Origin of the sequence: Streptomyces sp. NPDC090083 (genome assembly GCF_044747445.1) — a bacterium.
In the GTDB taxonomy this organism is placed as follows: domain Bacteria; phylum Actinomycetota; class Actinomycetes; order Streptomycetales; family Streptomycetaceae; genus Streptomyces.
In genome coordinates, this window is record NZ_JBIVED010000005.1 from 54,385 (window position 1) to 69,407 (window position 15,023).

A 15,023-nucleotide genomic window follows, 5' to 3' on the forward strand; every position below is an offset into this window, starting at 1 on the left:
TTGTTCTCAGCCGCGCTTGCGGGGGCGGCGGACCGGCTTGTCGGACTCGGTGTGGGCGACCAGGACGCCGGTGCGGCACAGCGCCCGGACCTGGCCGAGGTCGAGGTCCTCGGTGTCGCAGGGCACGCGGCCGAGCGGTCCGACGACGACCACTCCGGAACCGAGGTGCAGTTCGACCGGTCGGCTGCGGGTGTTGGCGAGGATCGTCGTCATGCGATCTCCAGGAAGTCGGCGGCGACGACCAGGTCGTCGACGGGGCGGACCGGCGGGACGGGCGGCGGAGTGCGCCGGACGCTCACCCGGTAGGTGAGGACGGGAACATCGGTGAGGAAGCCGCCGATCCGGTTCGGACCGGGGATCCACACGAGACGGGTCGGCAACCGCTCGCCGTCCGCCGCCAGTTCGTCCACGGGTGACAGCCGGTCCAGCACCGCTTCGAGCAGGGCGGTCTGTTCACCGCGGGTGGCGGCGACCGGTGCGACGGCGTAGTCGATGTCGTAGGGGTCGCCGGGAACCGCCGGTCGCGCACCGGTGGCGGTGAAGTCACGCGGGACGACCGCGTCCACGACCCGGTCGTAGGCGTAGCGCACGTCGAACTGGACGACGTCCAGGGCCGGCGCGGGCGACAGGGGTTCACCGGCCGCCCGTACGGTGACCGGTACGGCGGCGCCGGCGATCTCGATGCCGGCCAGCCGCCCGGCGAGGGCACGGTCGGCGTCGGCGAACGGCTGCGGGGCGACCGCGATCACGTCGTCGAGATAGACGGTGAACGCGGTGCCGCCGAGGCAGCGCAGCTGGAGTTCGGTCAGGGCGCCGACCGCGGTGAGGTCGTCGAGGCTCAGCCGGACGGTCTCCCAGCGGTCGGCGGCCCGCACGGGCAGCAGGCGGTGCCAGGTGTTCGCCGGGTCGTCGACCGGCGTCGCCGTCGTGCCGATCCGGAGTTCGAGAAAGAACGGGAGACCGCCGGAACCGGCCGGACGATCGGCCCGGACGGACAGCCGGAGTTCGGTGAACCCGCTCAGGTCCACCGGTCCGAGAGCCCGTCGCACGAGGTGGCCGGCGGCCAGCGGCGTGGCGGTGACCTTCGTGGCGCGCCGGTCGGGGCCGTAGCCGACCACGACCGTCTCGTCGGCGAGGGCGACCTCGGTGGAGGGCGTGGTGCCGTCCGGCTCCACCGCCGCCCACTGGGCCGCGTCGCCCATGGTTTCGATGACCCGGGCGGTCATTGCCTGCATCCGTGCTGTCGCATGCCGCAGACTGTGCAGGGACCGCAGTCACCGCACCGTCACGGCCCTGTCACCGCCCTCGACCTGTGCTCCCGCCCGCCTCCCTGACGACCCGTCACATCGCGTAGGTCACAAACGCCCGCAGGTCCGCTGAGCGGAACAGACCGCGACAGCACACGGCCGGGAACGCACGCTGTCGGGCGGCGAGCGACAGTTCGGTCACCTGTCGCCGCTCACGGGGGTCACGCGGTTCGCCCTCGTCGCGGTACTGCCGTCATCTCCACGCGTCCCGGCCGAAGCCCCCCTGGCCTGTGGCGCGGTCGACGGCAGACGTCCGGCCGGGAACCCCTCACCCTCCCGGCCGGACGGCGTACCGGGCCGACTCGTGCCCCCGCACCTCTCCCCTACTGGCCGCGGGCCCGCAACCGCCGCAGCATGCGGGCGTAGGCGGGAACGGTGCCGCAGCGTCGCGATGGCCTGTGGTTCGTGGCCGTTGCGGCGGGCGTAGACGACCATGTCCCGAGCGATCTAGGCGCCCACGGCGGGACCATGCCGGGTGGCGATCAGGGGCGGGGCGAGGTCGATGCCGCTGGCCATGCCGGACGAGGTGACGACGCGGTCGTCGGTGGTGAACACGTCGTCCCGCACGACCGTCCACCTCGGGTGGCGCAGGGCGAGTTCGTCCTGGACGTCGTAGCGGGTGGTGCGCTGGCGGCCGTCGAGAAGTCAGGCCCGGCCGAGGGCGCCGGCCCCGGCGCAGACACTGGCGACCGTTCCGCCGCGGGCGTAGTGGTCCCGCAGGACATAAAGGACCGCGGTGTCGATGGCGGGCCCGTAGGAGAGTGTGCAGGGTGCCCGAAGTCCGCTGCCGTGGTGAAGACCTGCGCGGGGCCTGCCAGGTCCAGCAAGTGGACTCCTGGGACCCGGAAGATGACGACGTGGCTCACGGTCCGGTCATCATGCCCACTGTGCCGCGGCGGCTCCTGCGCCCCTGGATGCCGAACTCCTCACCGACGGGCTCCCACCGGGCCGAATGAGGTTTTCGGCGAGCGACGTCGGCGCCCGTGTGGACCTCCATCCGGTCGAGAAGGCCGACGGTAGCCGAGCGCGTCGACGAACTCGGAGTGCCAACGATCCCTGGTCGGCTGCCACTTGCCGCTGTCGGCATCCTGTTGCCAGCGGGGACGTCCGCGCCGCATCTCGTCGGGGCCCGGCACCTCGGCCTCGGTAGGCCGTGCTTCGACGATCTGCCGGGAGGCGGCCTTGAAGGAGTCCATCACGGTCGGCCAGGACGGGTACAGACCGCGGGCGGTCCGGATGGCCGCGAAGGACGCTGCGGAGAGTGCGGTTCGGCTGTCCCGTGCCGGACATCCGGATCGCACCCGGGATCCGGCTTCCGGGCGGCGGGCATCGACGTCGGTCCCGTCTCCAGCGCGATCAACACGCCCTGACGGCTTCTCGCGCCGATCGTGTCGGCGCCCGTCGCTGGCTGAGACGACGGAGGCCCCGCCGGACGGCAGGGGTCCGCGAGCCGTCTCCGCCTCCATCAACTCGGAGCTTCCATAAGGCAGTTCGGCGACGGAGACGCGACGGCCGAAGCCGTGCACGTCGCCGTCGCCGACCAGCAGGGAGCCCTCGCGTCTCCACTCGGCGAGGCGCCTCACGTCACGCTGTGGACCGGCGCGCCGGCCGTCGCCGGGTAGTCGGGCGGGGTCGCCCAGCCCAGCAGGATGCCGGCGACCGTCGCGAGCGGACGGTTGTGGATTTTCGCGGCGAGGGTCTCCAGGAGGCGGAACACGGTGTAGTAGGCACCCGTCAGGACGGTGGTGACAACGCCGGCCACGGAGGCCGAGTCGAAGGTGACGCCGATGTGGATCAGGAGGGTCAGGAGGAGTCCGGCGACCAGAGGTACGACCGTGCGCATGAAGCTGACGAAGAGGTTCACGGGGAGTCCTGCCTTTCTGCGGCCCGGGGTCCCGGTGCCGTCAAGGGGCGGTGTCGAGGTGGACGACGACTTTGCCCACGGCCGTCTCGATGGCCGCGGTGATGGACGAGACCAGGGCGGCGGGGTCGATGTTCTTGTCGAACGTCGCGATGGCGGACGCGAGGTGGGCGATGGCCGCGCTCTGCGCCGCCTCGGTCGCCTGGACGGCCCGTAGCCGGACGTTGGTGTCCTTGATGTAGGACTGCAGCTCCCAGTGCGGGTTGGTCTTCACGTCGGGGGCGTCGGCCGGGGCGGCGATCAGACCGTCCATGGTCAGCACCGCCTTCGCCGAAGCGGTGGCGATCTTGGCGATGTCGTCGGCGGTCAGCGGCATGTCGGTCTCCGTTCCGGCGGCCCACGTACGCAGCGCGGACTCGCTCAGGTAGCAGATGGATCGGTCGAGCGGGGTCGAGGTGAACTGCCAGAACAGCGGCGTGCGGCCGGCCGGGGCAGGTCGCGCGTGAGCCTCTGCCTGCGCGTAGGTCGCGGCACCGGACCAGGGGTAGGCCGGATACCACAGCGGAGCGTCGGTAGGAGCGTGGCCCGCGGTCAGATCGCTGCCCGAGGTGTAGACACCGACGCGCTGGCCCGGGAACGCGGCCTGGACCGCTCTGATCCATGCCTTGGCGTAGGACAGGATCCCGGCCGCGGTGACGCCCGCGTAGTTCGCTCCGTCGGACCGGCGTTCCAGGTCGAGCCAGTGGACGAAGCCGGGGCGGGCGTGGGGTTTCACGGCGGCCACGTAGTTGGCCGCCTCGGTGGTGGCGTTCTGGTTCGGCCAGCCGAAGTGGTAGGCGCCGGGGACGAGTCCGGCGGCGATGACTGCGGTGATGTGGGCGCCGAAGCGGGTGTCGTGGGTGTGCTCGCCCTCGCTGGCCTTGGCGAAGGCGAAGACGACTCCCTCGGCCTTGCGGGCGGTCCAGTTCTGGGGCGTCTGGTAGACGGAGACGTCGACGCCACGGCAGGTGGCCATGTCGGCATTCCCCTTTCGGGTCGTCGTTCCGGTCGCGGTTCGGGGCGCGGTTCCGGGAGGGGCGTTCGCTCGTCGTGCGCCCTGCTCACGGGGACGATGACAGACGCCGCGTGACAAGGGCGTCACCGTCGTGTCAACGGCCTCGGGCCGGGCGGCATCCACGGCGAGGTCGACGTCGCCGGGCCCGGATTCGTCAGGCGGAGCGGTCGTGCCGCTCAGGTATCTCGGCCGACGGCGACGGTGTCCGCGCCGCGCCTCCGGCCCGGTACGGGATCATGCCGGCGAGGCGTGCCGAGGGTTCGATGCCCAACTCCGCGCGGAGCAGCCGCCGGAACGCCTCGTAGTGCCGGATCGCCTCCACGACATTGCTCTCGGCGAGGTGGACGGTCACCACCGCGCAGTGGGCGCTCTCGCGGAGGGGTTCGATCGCGACGCAGGTGAGGGCGGCCTCCAGCGCGAGTGCGTGGCAGCCGCGCCGGGCGTGCCGGGCGCTGAGCAACTCCAATGCGTGCAGGCGGAGTTGCCGCAGTCGTTCCCGCTCGGAGCAGATCCACTCCTCGTCCCAGCCGGGGAGGAGTTCACCTCGCGCCAGCAGGGCGAGCGGCGGCAGGGCGTCGGTCGGCTCGTGGGCGGAGCCGGTCAGACGCAGGGCGGCCTGGGTGAAGTCGTCGACGTCGACGGACACACCGTCCGCGAGGTACAGGGTGTCGCCGTCGCTGCCGACCGCCGGGTACCGCACCCGGCGCAGCCGCCAAAGGGCCGTCCGCAGGCTGCCTTGCGCGTGCTCCTCGGTGACGTCGGGCCACAGGGTTCCGGCGACCACGGACCGGGGCGCGCGTTGGTGCAGCCCGAGGTAGGCCAGCAGCCGCTGCTCGTTCGCCGTGACGGCGATGCCGCCCTCCGCGCCCTCAAGCCGGAAGGCGCCGAACAGACGCAGCCTGGCGAGCGCCGGGGGCTGTTCCGCCTGCGCTTGTCCTGCCGGTGTCTGCCCTGCCGGTGCTTGTCCTGCCTGTGTCTGTGCTGCCGGTGTCTGTGCTGTCGTGTCGAGTCTGCGTGGTGCCGCAGTCAGGTCGTTCCAGGCCATCGCCGTCCCCGTTTCCCCCGTGTCAAGGTGACCAGAGTGAGGAGGCCGGACGGGGTCTGTCATAGGCCGTTCCGCTCATCGGACCAGATGTGCCTTCGCGGTCACGGGCTCGGCGGCACGTGGGGGTAGGGCAGCGTGAGAAGGCCGCCGGGCGCGAGGCACAGGTCGTAGAAGAGTTCACGGTGGATGACCCGGGCGATGGTGTTCCGGGTGGCGTGAGTGAGAAGGGGGATCCGGTCGACCGCCACGAGCATGTGGGCGTACGGCGCCCCGACCGTAACCTGGGTGCGCCTGCCAGGCGTCGCGCGCTCGCCCAGTCCTTCCAGTGCTGGTCGAAGGCCGCGTGGACGAAGGTGGGGAGCGGCGTGGTGGGGGCGTTGCCGCGGCTGTGGCCGGGCACGTCCCGCAAGAAGGAGATGAGGCCGAGGTGCGCCGACTGGACCTGACCGCCCGATACTTCGTAGGAGCCGCGGACATCGGACGCGTCCGCGTGCCGGTCGAAGATCGCTGCCGGTCTGGCGGTGGACTTCGTTGTCGAGGCTGATCGTGCCGGGCTGAGTGACATCGTGCAGGGGCGGGACGGGCAGGCCGCGGACGAAGATCGACGGCGTCTCGCTCGTCGCCGACGCTGTCGCCGCTCTCAACCCGACCGCACGACGCAGAGGAAGGACGCCCATCCGCGTTCGTCCGCGAGAAGGCCGGACACGGGGACTCGCTTCGGACGGCAGCGCGTGAAATTGAGAGGCTGCGGAGATGGCTCGCCTGGTAGCGTCCGCGCGCGGCGGATGCCGTCGTTCGCAGGACGGACTGACGTTGCCCCAGGTGACCCAGCACCCGTTCAGTGCGTGGCGCCCGCGGGGTGGCGCGGCGGCGTCGCTGACCGGTATCGCTCTTCCCCATTGTCGCAAGGAGTCTCTTGATGATCGTCGTATCGGCCGCTTCCGGTTCCCTGGGTCGGCTGGTCGTCGACCATTTGCTCTCCCTGGTGCCCGCCGACCATGTGACCGTCGCGGTGCGTGACCCGGCGGCGGTCGCCGATCTCGCCGACCGTGGTGTCGGCGTACGCCGGGGCGATTACGACGATCCCGCGAGTCTGCGCACGGCGTTCGACGGAGCCCGGCGACTGTTGCTCATCTCCTCCCCCGTGCTGGCTCCCGCAGACCGCGTCCGGCAGCACGTGGCCGCCGTGGACGCGGGTCACACCGTCGGCGTCGGTGCCATCGCCTACACCAGCTTCCTGGGCGCGGACCGTGGCGCCGACGGTATGACCGAGGCACACCACGCCACGGAACAGGCGCTGCTGCGCAGCGGTCTGCCCTGGACGATGCTGCGCCATCCCTTCTACTGCGAGGCGTTCCTTGAGCCGGCACTCGCGTCCGCCGTGGACTCCGGCGTCCTGTCCGACCCCTCCGGTGGGCGGGGTCTCAACACAGCTTTCCGCTCCGATCTCGCGGAGGCCGCCGCCCGGGTACTGACCGGCGGTGACCAACACCTCGGACGGACCTACGACTTCACGGGGCCCCTGTGGACGTATCCCCAGCTGGCCGACGCCATCGAGCGAGTCCGCGGCGTGGCGGTCGTCCTCCGCGAGGAGTCGCAGCAGGCGCCCGGCGCGATGGGCTGGCTCCATGGACTGGTCCGGTCCGGCGCCCTGGAGTCGCAAACCGGGGACCTTCAGGATGTCCTCGGCCATCCGCCCACGTCCCTGGACCAGGCCGTGGCCCGGTTCGTCGCCTCTCCCGCACGTTCCTGACCGGAAACGGCCCAGCCCCGCCCGACATGAACGCTGCTCAGGCCGCGCCTTCGCATGGTGTCGGGGCCCAACACCATCAGCTGCTTCAAGTACGAGAACGGCATCTCCGTCTGGTGACGGCCCGAGCCGGAGCCAGGGTTGCCGCGCTCCCCGCCTCGGCGTGCGTGAACGGGACGCCGTTCTCGTTCCGAACCTGTCGCCATGACCGCCTTCGCCACGGCGCCTGGGCGGCAACCGTCGCTCGACTCCCTCCCCGTCCGCCTTCGGACGCACCTTCCGGACCCTCACCGGCGCCACACCGGCTCGACTGAGGCAGACCACCGTCAACCAGCCGGTGACACCTCCACCTCCACCTCCACCGGCATCGGCATCGGCATCGGGACCGGATGGATCGGTCCTGCGAGACGACGAAATCCGTCGATCTCTAATCGCCGTATGACGGATACCGTGGCCGGATGAGCCGTATTCATTCAGCCGTGCCGGCCCGCACCGCCACCGCCGCGGACATCGAACCCATCGTCGACACCCTGACCACCGCCTTCTTCCACGATCCGCTCTGGGGTCCGGCCTTCCCCGACAAGCGGAAGCGCGCCGCGCAGGCCTCCGCCCTGTGGCGGCTCTGCGTCACCTCCGCACTGCGCTACCCGTGGACGCTGGTGACGCCCGACGCGGAGGCGGTAGCTGTGTGGATCCCGCCGGGCGGTACCGAGCTCACACCCCAGGAACACGACGGCCTCGGCTCGTTGCTGAGCCGGGCGGCCGAACCGGAGGTGGCCGAGGGCGTTCGGTCGATCTTCAGCCGGCTCGACCTCGTCCACCCCGACGAGCCCTGCTTCTATCTCTCCCTGCTCGGCGTCCACGACGACCACCGGGGCAAGGGCCTCGGCATGGGCCTGCTCGCCGAGAGCCTCGCCCGCATCGACACGCTCGGCGCGCCCGCCTACCTCGAGTCGTCGAACCCCGCGAACCTCGCCCGGTACCAGAGCGTGGGATTCACCGTGCGCGACACGGTCACCTTCGCGACCGGTCACGTGGTCACCACGATGTGGCGGCCCGGACGTCGGAACACACCGTAGTGTCACGTTCGTAGGCCCGGCCACCGAGCGGGAGCAGCGCGGCACCCCACGGTCAGACGGTCCGGCCGTGCGCAGAGGCTCCGCCAAGGTCATCCTCGACGGCGCGATGCGCGGTCAGCTTCCCGGCGAGGTCAAGGCATACCGGTCAGTTTTCGAGAAGCACCGGATGTGGGGCCGCCCGTAGCGTGATGGTCATGGCAACCACCGCTTCCACCGCAGCCCACACTTCCCTCGCCTCGGTCACCCTTGAGGTGGCCGACCCCGAAGCCGCCCGGCGCTTCTACGCCGCCTTCGCCGTGGACGCCCACATCGGCCTGCGGGCATCCGACGCACCGTCCACCGGATTCCGGGGCTTCACCATGGCGCTGACGGTGTCCCAGCCGGCCACCGTCGACGGCTTCGTCCGTGCCGCCGTGGACGCCGGCGCCACCGTGCTGAAACCGGCGGCGAAGTCCCTGTGGGGCTACGGCGGCGTCGTGCAGGCGCCGGACGGGACGATCTGGAAGATCGCGACGTCGGCGAGGAAGGACACCGGTCCGGACACCCGCGAGATCGACGAGATCGTCCTGCTGATCGGCGTGGAGGACGTGAAAGCCACCAAGGAGTTCTACGTCGAGCGAGGCCTGAGGGTGGGCAAGAGCTTCGGCGGCAAGTACGCCGAGTTCACCTCAGGCGAGTCCGACCGCGTGAAGCTGGCCCTGTACAAGCGCCGAGGTCTGGCCAAGGACCTCGGGGTCCCCGTCGAGGGCACCGGCTCGCACCGCGTCGTGCTCGGCGGCACGATCGGCTCGTTCACCGACGCGGACGGGTTCGTCTGGGAGAACGCCGTATGACCTGCCGTGCCGCACCGTCCTGAAGCCGGTACCCGCGCACATCCCTCCAGCCGCCTCGCGCACCAGGCCGGCCGAGCCACCGCGTGGTCGCCTGCCGAGAAGCGCGTTCACCGAGCCTGCGATGCCGCCACTCCCGCCACTCCTCACGCGGCTAGTCCAACCGGGCCGACACGGGCGGAGACCCACCGCTTGCTCGTCGCCATCCCCCTTCTCGCGGCTTCGACCTCCGCCCGAACGTCAGCGGAGGGTGACCGTCCACCCTCGATTCCGTGACGGTCTGCAAATGGTCAACTACCGCTCCACCAGCAGGAGTTGCCTTCTACCATGTGGCCGTCACATCGACGTAGGGGGAAGGCAAGGCATGACCGCACTCAACGTTTTCCAGCGCAACCGGAACCGGGCAGCGGTGATCGTCTCGGCGATCGCGATAGCCGGGGTCACGAGTCTCACTCCGGCGCACGCCGGTCCGAACTGCAGCATCGCGGGATGCTCGTCCACCTACAACGACACCGGGGCGACAGCAACCGCCCTCTTCAACTGGTGCACGGCGAGCGGTTCCACGGGCGACACCACCACGACACGGCCGAGTTGCAGCAGCGAGGGGGCTGCCCAGAAGCAGTACCTGCTGCTCGGTCACGAGCACACTCCGGAGACCCAGGACTGGGACGTTCTGCAGATCGACGCCGGCTGGTGCTACAAGGTCTACTTCGACAGCATCACCAACTTCACCCGCACATACGACCGGCGGGGCAAGACGGCGGAGTGGGTGAAGATCTCGGACTACGCGGACGCGCACATCCAGGGACAGTCGAACACCTCGTGCCCATGAGAACGGACTGACACCTGACCTACGGAGACCCGACCCCGGAAGGGCAGCACGCACAGCGGGAATGACAGACGACTGGCCGCCACCTCGTGAGGGGTGGCGGTCCTGTCGTATCCGATGACGGCTCGACGGGTCTGCCGTCCGGCGATTCCCGCCTAGTCCGAGGTGCCGAGGGTGGGGCCGGCCTGGACTTCGCGCAGCAGAGTCACCGCTTCCTCGACCGGCATCCCGCCGACCGCAGTACGGCCAACAGCGCCTCGCCCGGGGCGCGGCCTTCGAAGGAGTTGAGCTGGCGGGTCAGGGTGGAGCAGGGCGCGGACGCGGAAGGCTTCGGCTATCGCGCGCAGGTCGGCACCCAGGACACCGGTCCGGGGCGGAAGGGACACCCCGGCGAGCAGGTGCTCGACCATCGGCGTCGATCACCTTGAGCGTGGCGTCGACGATCACACGCTTCGACAACCGCGAGGCGCCCTTGGGAGGCCACCCGTGTCGTGCACCCCCGGCGGCATCCTCCGATCGCGTCGTGCGGCCATCACGCCGTTGCCCCGTGCTTAACAAATCTCGCTCAGCGGAACCACGGGGAGCGCGGCTGCGCGCCGCCAAGCCGCCTCGTTCCGCGCCTAGTTCGCCTCAACTGGGACCTCCGGCAGTGGCGTGAGGTGCGACCTGGTGCCCCTTTCCGTATCCGACGCGGTTCGGCCCGGTCTAGGTGGTGGAACGCACCGCGAAGCCGCTGTCCTCGTACGGTTCCGTACGGCTGTCCGGGTCCACCAACCAGGCGAGAAGGCGCTGAGCGGCACCTGCTCCACGCCGGGTCTGTCATGGCGACGGCCCACCCGAAGATGTCCGGCGCCCGCCAAGTTCAACAGACGGTGTGGCAACGGTCCGGTCTGACCCAGGCACGCACACCATCCGGATCGTCAACCGAAGCACGCCGATCGGGATGGTCGACGCGCTGCGCATCACAGCGCAGGCCCGCGGGCCCCGCCGCTGTGGAAGGTCTCCCGCTCCCCCGGAGACCGTCCACGGCGCACCGCCTCCCAGTAACCAACTGGAGCCTGCCGACGCGCACTTCACGGGTGTGCGTCACACTCGCCCGCATGACCACCAACCTCCGTATCGGCATCCTCGGCGCCGCGTCCATCGCGCCGAGTGCCCTGCTCAAGCCGGCGCGGCAGCAACCGCGTGTCACGGTGACGGCTGTCGCGGCCCGCAGCAGGCAACGCGCCGAGGCCTTCGCGCGGAAGCACGACGTTCCCGTGGTGCATCCCACCTACGAGGCCCTGTTGGCCGATCCGCAGATCGACGCCGTCTACGTGCCGCTGCCGAACGGCCTGCACATGGACTGGATGCTCAAGGCGATCGACGCGGGCAAACACGTGCTGTGCGAGAAGCCGTTCACGGCCAACCGCGCCGAGGCGGAGCGGGTCGCCGAGGCGGCCGACGCCGCGTACGAGCGCACGGGTCTGGTGGTGATGGAGGCCTTCCACTACCGTCACCACGCCCTGGCCGCCCGGATGCAGGAGATCGTGCGGAGCGGGGAGTTGGGCGAACTGCGCCGCGTCGAAGCCGAGGTGTGCTTCCCGCTCCCCCTGTTCAGCGACATCCGCTACGACTACGGCCTTGCGGGCGGCGCCACCATGGACGCGGGCTGCTACGGCGTGCACGTGGCCCGGCTCCTCGGTGACGAGACCCCGGCGGTGACGGGCGCGCGCATGCTGACCCTCCGCAAGGACCCCCGCGTCGACCGGGCCATGGAGGCCGACCTCGTCTTTCCTCGTGGGGCGACCGGGCAGCTGCGCGCGTCGATGTGGTCGCGGCGGGTGCTGTCGATCCGGGCGCGTGCGATCGGGTCGGCGGGCGAGCTGAAGGTGACCAACTTCCTGATGCCGCAGCTCTACCACCGGTTGACGATCCGCGGCCCCCACGACGCCGGTCGGCGCACGCTCCGGCGCGAGCGGGTGGACAGGCAACCGTCCAGCTACGCCTGCCAGTTGTCCGCGTTCGCCGCGGCGGTCCTCGACGGCGGTCCGGTGCTCACCTCGGCCAGGGACGCCGTCGTGACCATGGGCGTCATCGACGACATCTACCGCGCAGCCGGTCTTCCACCGCGCGGCGAGCCCGACCCCTCCTAGAACCGTCCGACCGATTCGCTGCCCCGCCGATTCGCCGTCCGCCCAATTCACTGTCCGGGCGGGCGCGATCCGCATCCTGCACTCGCCTGGCACCTGGCGCCTGTCACCTTGGTGTTCAGCGCCGGACAAACTCACTCCTGCGCCGCCTACGACAAGCGATGCACCTCCCACCAGGCAAAATGAGCGACATGAGCAAGAACGGGAACATCAGATTCGTGCTGCCACGAGGGGCGACAGGTTTCTTCTGGCCGACGGAGGTCCCGCTCCCGAAGACCGACCCGCGGGCGTTCCGCACCGCTCTGTATGCCGCTGCCCGCGGCGCCGGAGGCACAGTGGGCGAGGTGGAGGAACAGGCATACCCTCGGACCTTCCACACCGCATCGGTCGTCGGAGGCGCAGGCGCAAACGACAAGGCGAGTTCCCATTTCTGAGCTGTGCAGGACATGACTACCTGCGGCGTCAGGGCGTTTGCCCAACTGGAATTTCGAACGGTGGCGGGGTAGCCGACCGGCTGTTGCTTGGCGCCGAACCCTGCTCATATTCGGTGCGGTGCGGCTCCGCCTTGCCAGCGGTAGAGGTCTCGCAGCAGGGAGATTTCGGCGCCGTGATGGATCAGCTCCCTGTTGACGTGCAGGATCCTGTTCTCCATGGGAAACGGCTCGGGACCCATCGCGGGCGGATTGTCCAGGTCGGCGTCCGAGAGTTCGCGGACCCCCGCGTTCCATCTCCCGTACATCTCATCGAGCTGTTTTAGCGCCTCGTCAGCGGTCCCCGCGTAGGCGAACGCCTCGGCGTCGAAGTCCTGGCCGTCGAAGTACCACTCGACCCGATAGGCCAGGCACGAGACGATGACGTGTGCCAGCCGCCAGGCAATCGTGGTCACCGGCGCCGGCTCCGGGGCAGGGGACGCGAAGTCCATCGTCCACTCCCCTGGACCTGCCGACATCGGTGCGGCCGACGTGCCACGTCGGCGGATGCTCCAGCAGCCACTCACCGGCTCCCAGAAGTACTCCTCGTCGCTGAGACCGTCCAGCCGTGGCCGCAGGTTCTTGCTCCAGTACCAGTCCAACTGCTCCGCGAGCCGCTCGCTTCTTCTCATCGCCGCACACTACAGACGCGTCGAATAGAGCAGCAGCCTGTCCACGGCGAGGTCAGTGTCCGCGGTGAGGTGGTGGGTGGAGGACGTGGGGCCCGGCGGGCAGTGCTCGGGCCGGGAACGTTCAGGAACATGCGTGCGCCCCGGCCGTCGTGGGCGGCCGGGGCGCATGCGTATTCAGCCGTGGGTCAGCAGTTGCGGATGGACCAGACCGGCGTCCAGTCGTAGCTGTACACGGTGTTGTCAGGCGTGAACTGCTTGAGCACGTTGCCGCTCTGACCGTAGAAGTACGAGGTGACCCCGCCGGTCTGCGAGTCGACGTAATAGCCGCTGCCGTTCCAGTAGGACAGCGAGTACCGGGCGCAGTTGTAGAGGAAGAAGACCTTCCAGTCACTCGTCGTGGGGTCCCACACTGCGGTGCAGAGGCTCCCGCTGGTGCAGCTGACCGTGCTGCCGCTGGCCACGTGGACGACCCTGCTGGCAGCCGGCGAGGTGGTCGGCGAACTCGCCGCGGCGGACCTGGGCGTCACCCCGGCCGGTGCCGCAGGCAGCACCAGCACGTGGGCGCCCTTGGCCGCACTCTGCTGCGGAGCGGCCTGGGCCGGGCCCGCGACGAACAGGGCCGCCAGCGCCACAGCCAGCGCGCCGAGGAGCCCGATGATGGATCGTTTGTCGCGCATTCTGTCTTCAACCCCCTGTGAAAAGCGGCGACTTGGACGCCATCAGACTGTCCGGGTCCGCTGTTGCCCCTCCACACGTTTAAGCCGTGGCTTCAGGGTCGGCTGTTGCTCTTCGTGCCGGTGGTCCGGCACGTGAAGGACACCTGCCCTGCCCGCTGGAGGCGACGTTTCCTGCTTCCGGCGGGCCCCGTTGGACGGACGGCCCGAGCCGGGCTTCGAGCAGGGCGATGCCGACCTGGGTGATGGTGTGGAGGACGTACTTGCTGCGCCGGACGCTGAGCAGCAGGCCGGCCCGGCGCAGCACGGCGGTGTGCTGGCTGGCGGCGGCGCCGGAGATGCCGAACCGTGCGGCGAGCTCGCCGGTGGTCCGGCCGGTGATGACGTCCTCCAGGATCGCGGCCCGGGTCCGGCCGAGCAGCGCGCCCAGCTCCGTACCGTGCCGGCTGCCGCTGCTCATCCAGTCCGGGGTGTGCTCGATCGGGTAGACCAGCACCGGCGTCCAGTCGGCCGCAGGACAGGCCAGGGTGATGGGTCTGCGAGTGCAGAAGAAGGAGGGTTGCAGCACCACTCCACGCCCCGCCAGGCGGACTTCGCGGTCGACGGGGTAGTCGGCCTCCAGCACCGGCGGACGCCAGCGCAGCACGGGACGGAAGCTCGCCAGCAGCCCGTCGGTGCCGCCCGCCAGGACGGCACGGGCGCGGGCGGCCCGGTCGGCGTCGACCTGGGCACGGATCTGTGGCCAGAACGGGGCGATGGCCCGCCGGTGGTGGCCGTGCAGGGCGGTGCCCAGCCGGCACATGGCCTCGGGTTCGCCGTCGGCGAGCGACCGGGCCAGGTCCGGTAACGGCCTGCGCCGGTGCGGAGAGGCGGCGAGCAGTGCGAGGTCGCGGTGCAGGGCAGTGTGGGACGTGCCGAGCACGGTGTCGAGGGCGGCGGCCAGTTCGCGGCCATTGCACGGGGTGGGTGTGAGGAAGTCCGGGAAGTAGCCGCGCCCGGGGAGCAGTCCGGCCAGCAGCAGGTCCGCCGGGCCGCCGAGGCGGGGCCGCACCAGCTGCCGCCACAGCCCGAACGACACGGTGTCGCCGCCCTCGAACAGGCCCTGGAAGCTGTTGACGATCTCCCATAGGTGGTCCGGCCCGGCGGCAACACGCACCCGCGCGATGTCGTCAGGCGTGAAGTACACGCGCAACATGGGGAGTTCACTCCGATGGTGGTCGGTCATCGGGGGTGGTGGTCATGGCCGTGACTATCGGATTGCTCCATGAGCGTCACCCGTCCCATGGGCTACGGACAAGGGTGTTTTCAGTTGGCTTGGGCCCGCCGGGCATCGGCACACCTGGATGAACGGCGCCCCGGT

At 70.3% G+C, this 15,023-nt stretch carries 15 protein-coding genes and 1 pseudogene; 6 read left to right on the forward strand and 10 right to left on the reverse strand.

The genetic code is table 11. From position 1 onward, the window contains the following. Window positions 1–6: 6 nt before the first annotated feature. From ACIPTO_RS19665 to ACIPTO_RS19690, 6 genes and pseudogenes are all read right to left on the reverse strand, one after another. Entirely contained in the window at window positions 7–213 is a 207-nt protein-coding gene (locus ACIPTO_RS19665) for a hypothetical protein (protein WP_366325838.1), read from the reverse strand. After that, window positions 210–1,226 carry a hypothetical protein gene (locus tag ACIPTO_RS19670; protein WP_401193797.1) on the reverse strand — a complete coding sequence of 339 codons (1,017 nt, stop codon included), beginning with the start codon at window positions 1,224–1,226 and terminating at the stop codon, window positions 210–212. Before ACIPTO_RS19670 ends, ACIPTO_RS19665 begins: the two co-directional genes overlap by 4 nt. 444 nt (window positions 1,227–1,670) lie before the next feature. After that, window positions 1,671–2,173 (reverse strand): annotated as a pseudogene (locus ACIPTO_RS19675) (DJ-1/PfpI family protein); the annotation flags it as partial. Between the two features lie 713 nt (window positions 2,174–2,886). Continuing rightward, window positions 2,887–3,171 carry a hypothetical protein gene (locus ACIPTO_RS19680; protein ID WP_366325844.1) on the reverse strand — a complete coding sequence of 95 codons (285 nt, stop codon included), beginning with the start codon at window positions 3,169–3,171 and terminating at the stop codon, window positions 2,887–2,889. A gap of 40 nt (window positions 3,172–3,211) precedes the next feature. Then, on the reverse strand, window positions 3,212–4,183 hold the full coding sequence (locus ACIPTO_RS19685; RefSeq protein ID WP_401193800.1) for a glycoside hydrolase family 25 protein: 972 nt from the start codon (window positions 4,181–4,183) through the stop codon (window positions 3,212–3,214). 193 nt (window positions 4,184–4,376) lie between these two features. Next, window positions 4,377–5,267, reverse strand: coding sequence for a BTAD domain-containing putative transcriptional regulator (locus tag ACIPTO_RS19690; protein ID WP_401193802.1), 891 nt, complete (start codon window positions 5,265–5,267; stop codon window positions 4,377–4,379). 215 nt (window positions 5,268–5,482) lie between these two features. On the opposite strand from ACIPTO_RS19690, the gene ACIPTO_RS19695 reads away from it, so the two are divergent. From ACIPTO_RS19695 to ACIPTO_RS19715, 5 genes are all read left to right on the forward strand, one after another. Then, window positions 5,483–5,713, forward strand: coding sequence for a hypothetical protein (locus ACIPTO_RS19695; protein WP_401193805.1), 231 nt, complete (start codon window positions 5,483–5,485; stop codon window positions 5,711–5,713). Window positions 5,714–6,186: 473 nt separating this feature from the next. After that, a complete protein-coding gene (locus ACIPTO_RS19700; RefSeq protein ID WP_401193807.1) occupies window positions 6,187–7,020 on the forward strand; it encodes an NAD(P)H-binding protein in 834 nt (277 codons plus the stop codon). Window positions 7,021–7,475: 455 nt separating this feature from the next. Next, on the forward strand, window positions 7,476–8,096 hold the full coding sequence (locus ACIPTO_RS19705; RefSeq protein ID WP_401193809.1) for a GNAT family N-acetyltransferase: 621 nt from the start codon (window positions 7,476–7,478) through the stop codon (window positions 8,094–8,096). Window positions 8,097–8,284: 188 nt separating this feature from the next. Continuing rightward, a complete protein-coding gene (locus tag ACIPTO_RS19710; RefSeq protein WP_401194716.1) occupies window positions 8,285–8,929 on the forward strand; it encodes a glyoxalase in 645 nt (214 codons plus the stop codon). Window positions 8,930–9,290: 361 nt separating this feature from the next. Next, entirely contained in the window at window positions 9,291–9,758 is a 468-nt protein-coding gene (locus ACIPTO_RS19715) for a hypothetical protein (protein ID WP_366325859.1), read from the forward strand. Between the two features lie 152 nt (window positions 9,759–9,910). On the opposite strand, the gene ACIPTO_RS19720 is transcribed toward ACIPTO_RS19715, so the two are convergent. Then, window positions 9,911–10,165: a hypothetical protein gene (locus tag ACIPTO_RS19720; RefSeq protein ID WP_401193811.1), complete on the reverse strand. Its 255-nt coding sequence runs from the start codon at window positions 10,163–10,165 to the stop codon at window positions 9,911–9,913. A 690-nt stretch (window positions 10,166–10,855) separates the two neighbouring features. Here ACIPTO_RS19720 and ACIPTO_RS19725 point away from each other — a divergent pair. Beyond that, window positions 10,856–11,890: a Gfo/Idh/MocA family protein gene (locus ACIPTO_RS19725; protein ID WP_401193814.1), complete on the forward strand. Its 1,035-nt coding sequence runs from the start codon at window positions 10,856–10,858 to the stop codon at window positions 11,888–11,890. A gap of 535 nt (window positions 11,891–12,425) precedes the next feature. Here the strand turns inward: ACIPTO_RS19725 and ACIPTO_RS19730 are convergent. The 3 genes from ACIPTO_RS19730 to ACIPTO_RS19740 form a co-directional block, all read right to left on the reverse strand. Continuing rightward, window positions 12,426–12,989 carry a DinB family protein gene (locus tag ACIPTO_RS19730; protein WP_401193817.1) on the reverse strand — a complete coding sequence of 188 codons (564 nt, stop codon included), beginning with the start codon at window positions 12,987–12,989 and terminating at the stop codon, window positions 12,426–12,428. Between the two features lie 185 nt (window positions 12,990–13,174). Continuing rightward, the gene (locus ACIPTO_RS19735) at window positions 13,175–13,666 is read right to left on the reverse strand and encodes a hypothetical protein (RefSeq protein WP_366325864.1); all 492 of its coding nucleotides are present in this window, start codon (window positions 13,664–13,666) and stop codon (window positions 13,175–13,177) included. Between the two features lie 79 nt (window positions 13,667–13,745). Next, window positions 13,746–14,858 (reverse strand): ArsR/SmtB family transcription factor, encoded by a 1,113-nt coding sequence (locus ACIPTO_RS19740; RefSeq protein WP_401193820.1) that lies wholly within the window; start codon window positions 14,856–14,858, stop codon window positions 13,746–13,748. Between the last annotated feature and the right edge of the window lie 165 nt (window positions 14,859–15,023).

Bases quoted from the DNA above. Each gene is read 5' to 3' on its own strand.
- ACIPTO_RS19665 (WP_366325838.1), bottom strand. From the start codon at position 213: ATGACGACGATCCTCGCCAACACCCGCAGCCGACCGGTCGAACTGCAC.
- ACIPTO_RS19670 (WP_401193797.1), bottom strand. From the start codon at position 1,226: ATGACCGCCCGGGTCATCGAAACCATGGGCGACGCGGCCCAGTGGGCG.
- ACIPTO_RS19685 (WP_401193800.1), bottom strand. From the start codon at position 4,183: ATGGCCACCTGCCGTGGCGTCGACGTCTCCGTCTACCAGACGCCCCAG.
- ACIPTO_RS19690 (WP_401193802.1), bottom strand. From the start codon at position 5,267: ATGGCCTGGAACGACCTGACTGCGGCACCACGCAGACTCGACACGACA.
- ACIPTO_RS19700 (WP_401193807.1), top strand. From the start codon at position 6,187: ATGATCGTCGTATCGGCCGCTTCCGGTTCCCTGGGTCGGCTGGTCGTC.
- ACIPTO_RS19705 (WP_401193809.1), top strand. From the start codon at position 7,476: ATGAGCCGTATTCATTCAGCCGTGCCGGCCCGCACCGCCACCGCCGCG.
- ACIPTO_RS19710 (WP_401194716.1), top strand. From the start codon at position 8,285: ATGGTCATGGCAACCACCGCTTCCACCGCAGCCCACACTTCCCTCGCC.
- ACIPTO_RS19715 (WP_366325859.1), top strand. From the start codon at position 9,291: ATGACCGCACTCAACGTTTTCCAGCGCAACCGGAACCGGGCAGCGGTG.
- ACIPTO_RS19720 (WP_401193811.1), bottom strand. From the start codon at position 10,165: ATGGTCGAGCACCTGCTCGCCGGGGTGTCCCTTCCGCCCCGGACCGGT.
- ACIPTO_RS19725 (WP_401193814.1), top strand. From the start codon at position 10,856: ATGACCACCAACCTCCGTATCGGCATCCTCGGCGCCGCGTCCATCGCG.
- ACIPTO_RS19730 (WP_401193817.1), bottom strand. From the start codon at position 12,989: ATGAGAAGAAGCGAGCGGCTCGCGGAGCAGTTGGACTGGTACTGGAGC.
- ACIPTO_RS19735 (WP_366325864.1), bottom strand. From the start codon at position 13,666: ATGCGCGACAAACGATCCATCATCGGGCTCCTCGGCGCGCTGGCTGTG.
- ACIPTO_RS19740 (WP_401193820.1), bottom strand. From the start codon at position 14,858: ATGTTGCGCGTGTACTTCACGCCTGACGACATCGCGCGGGTGCGTGTT.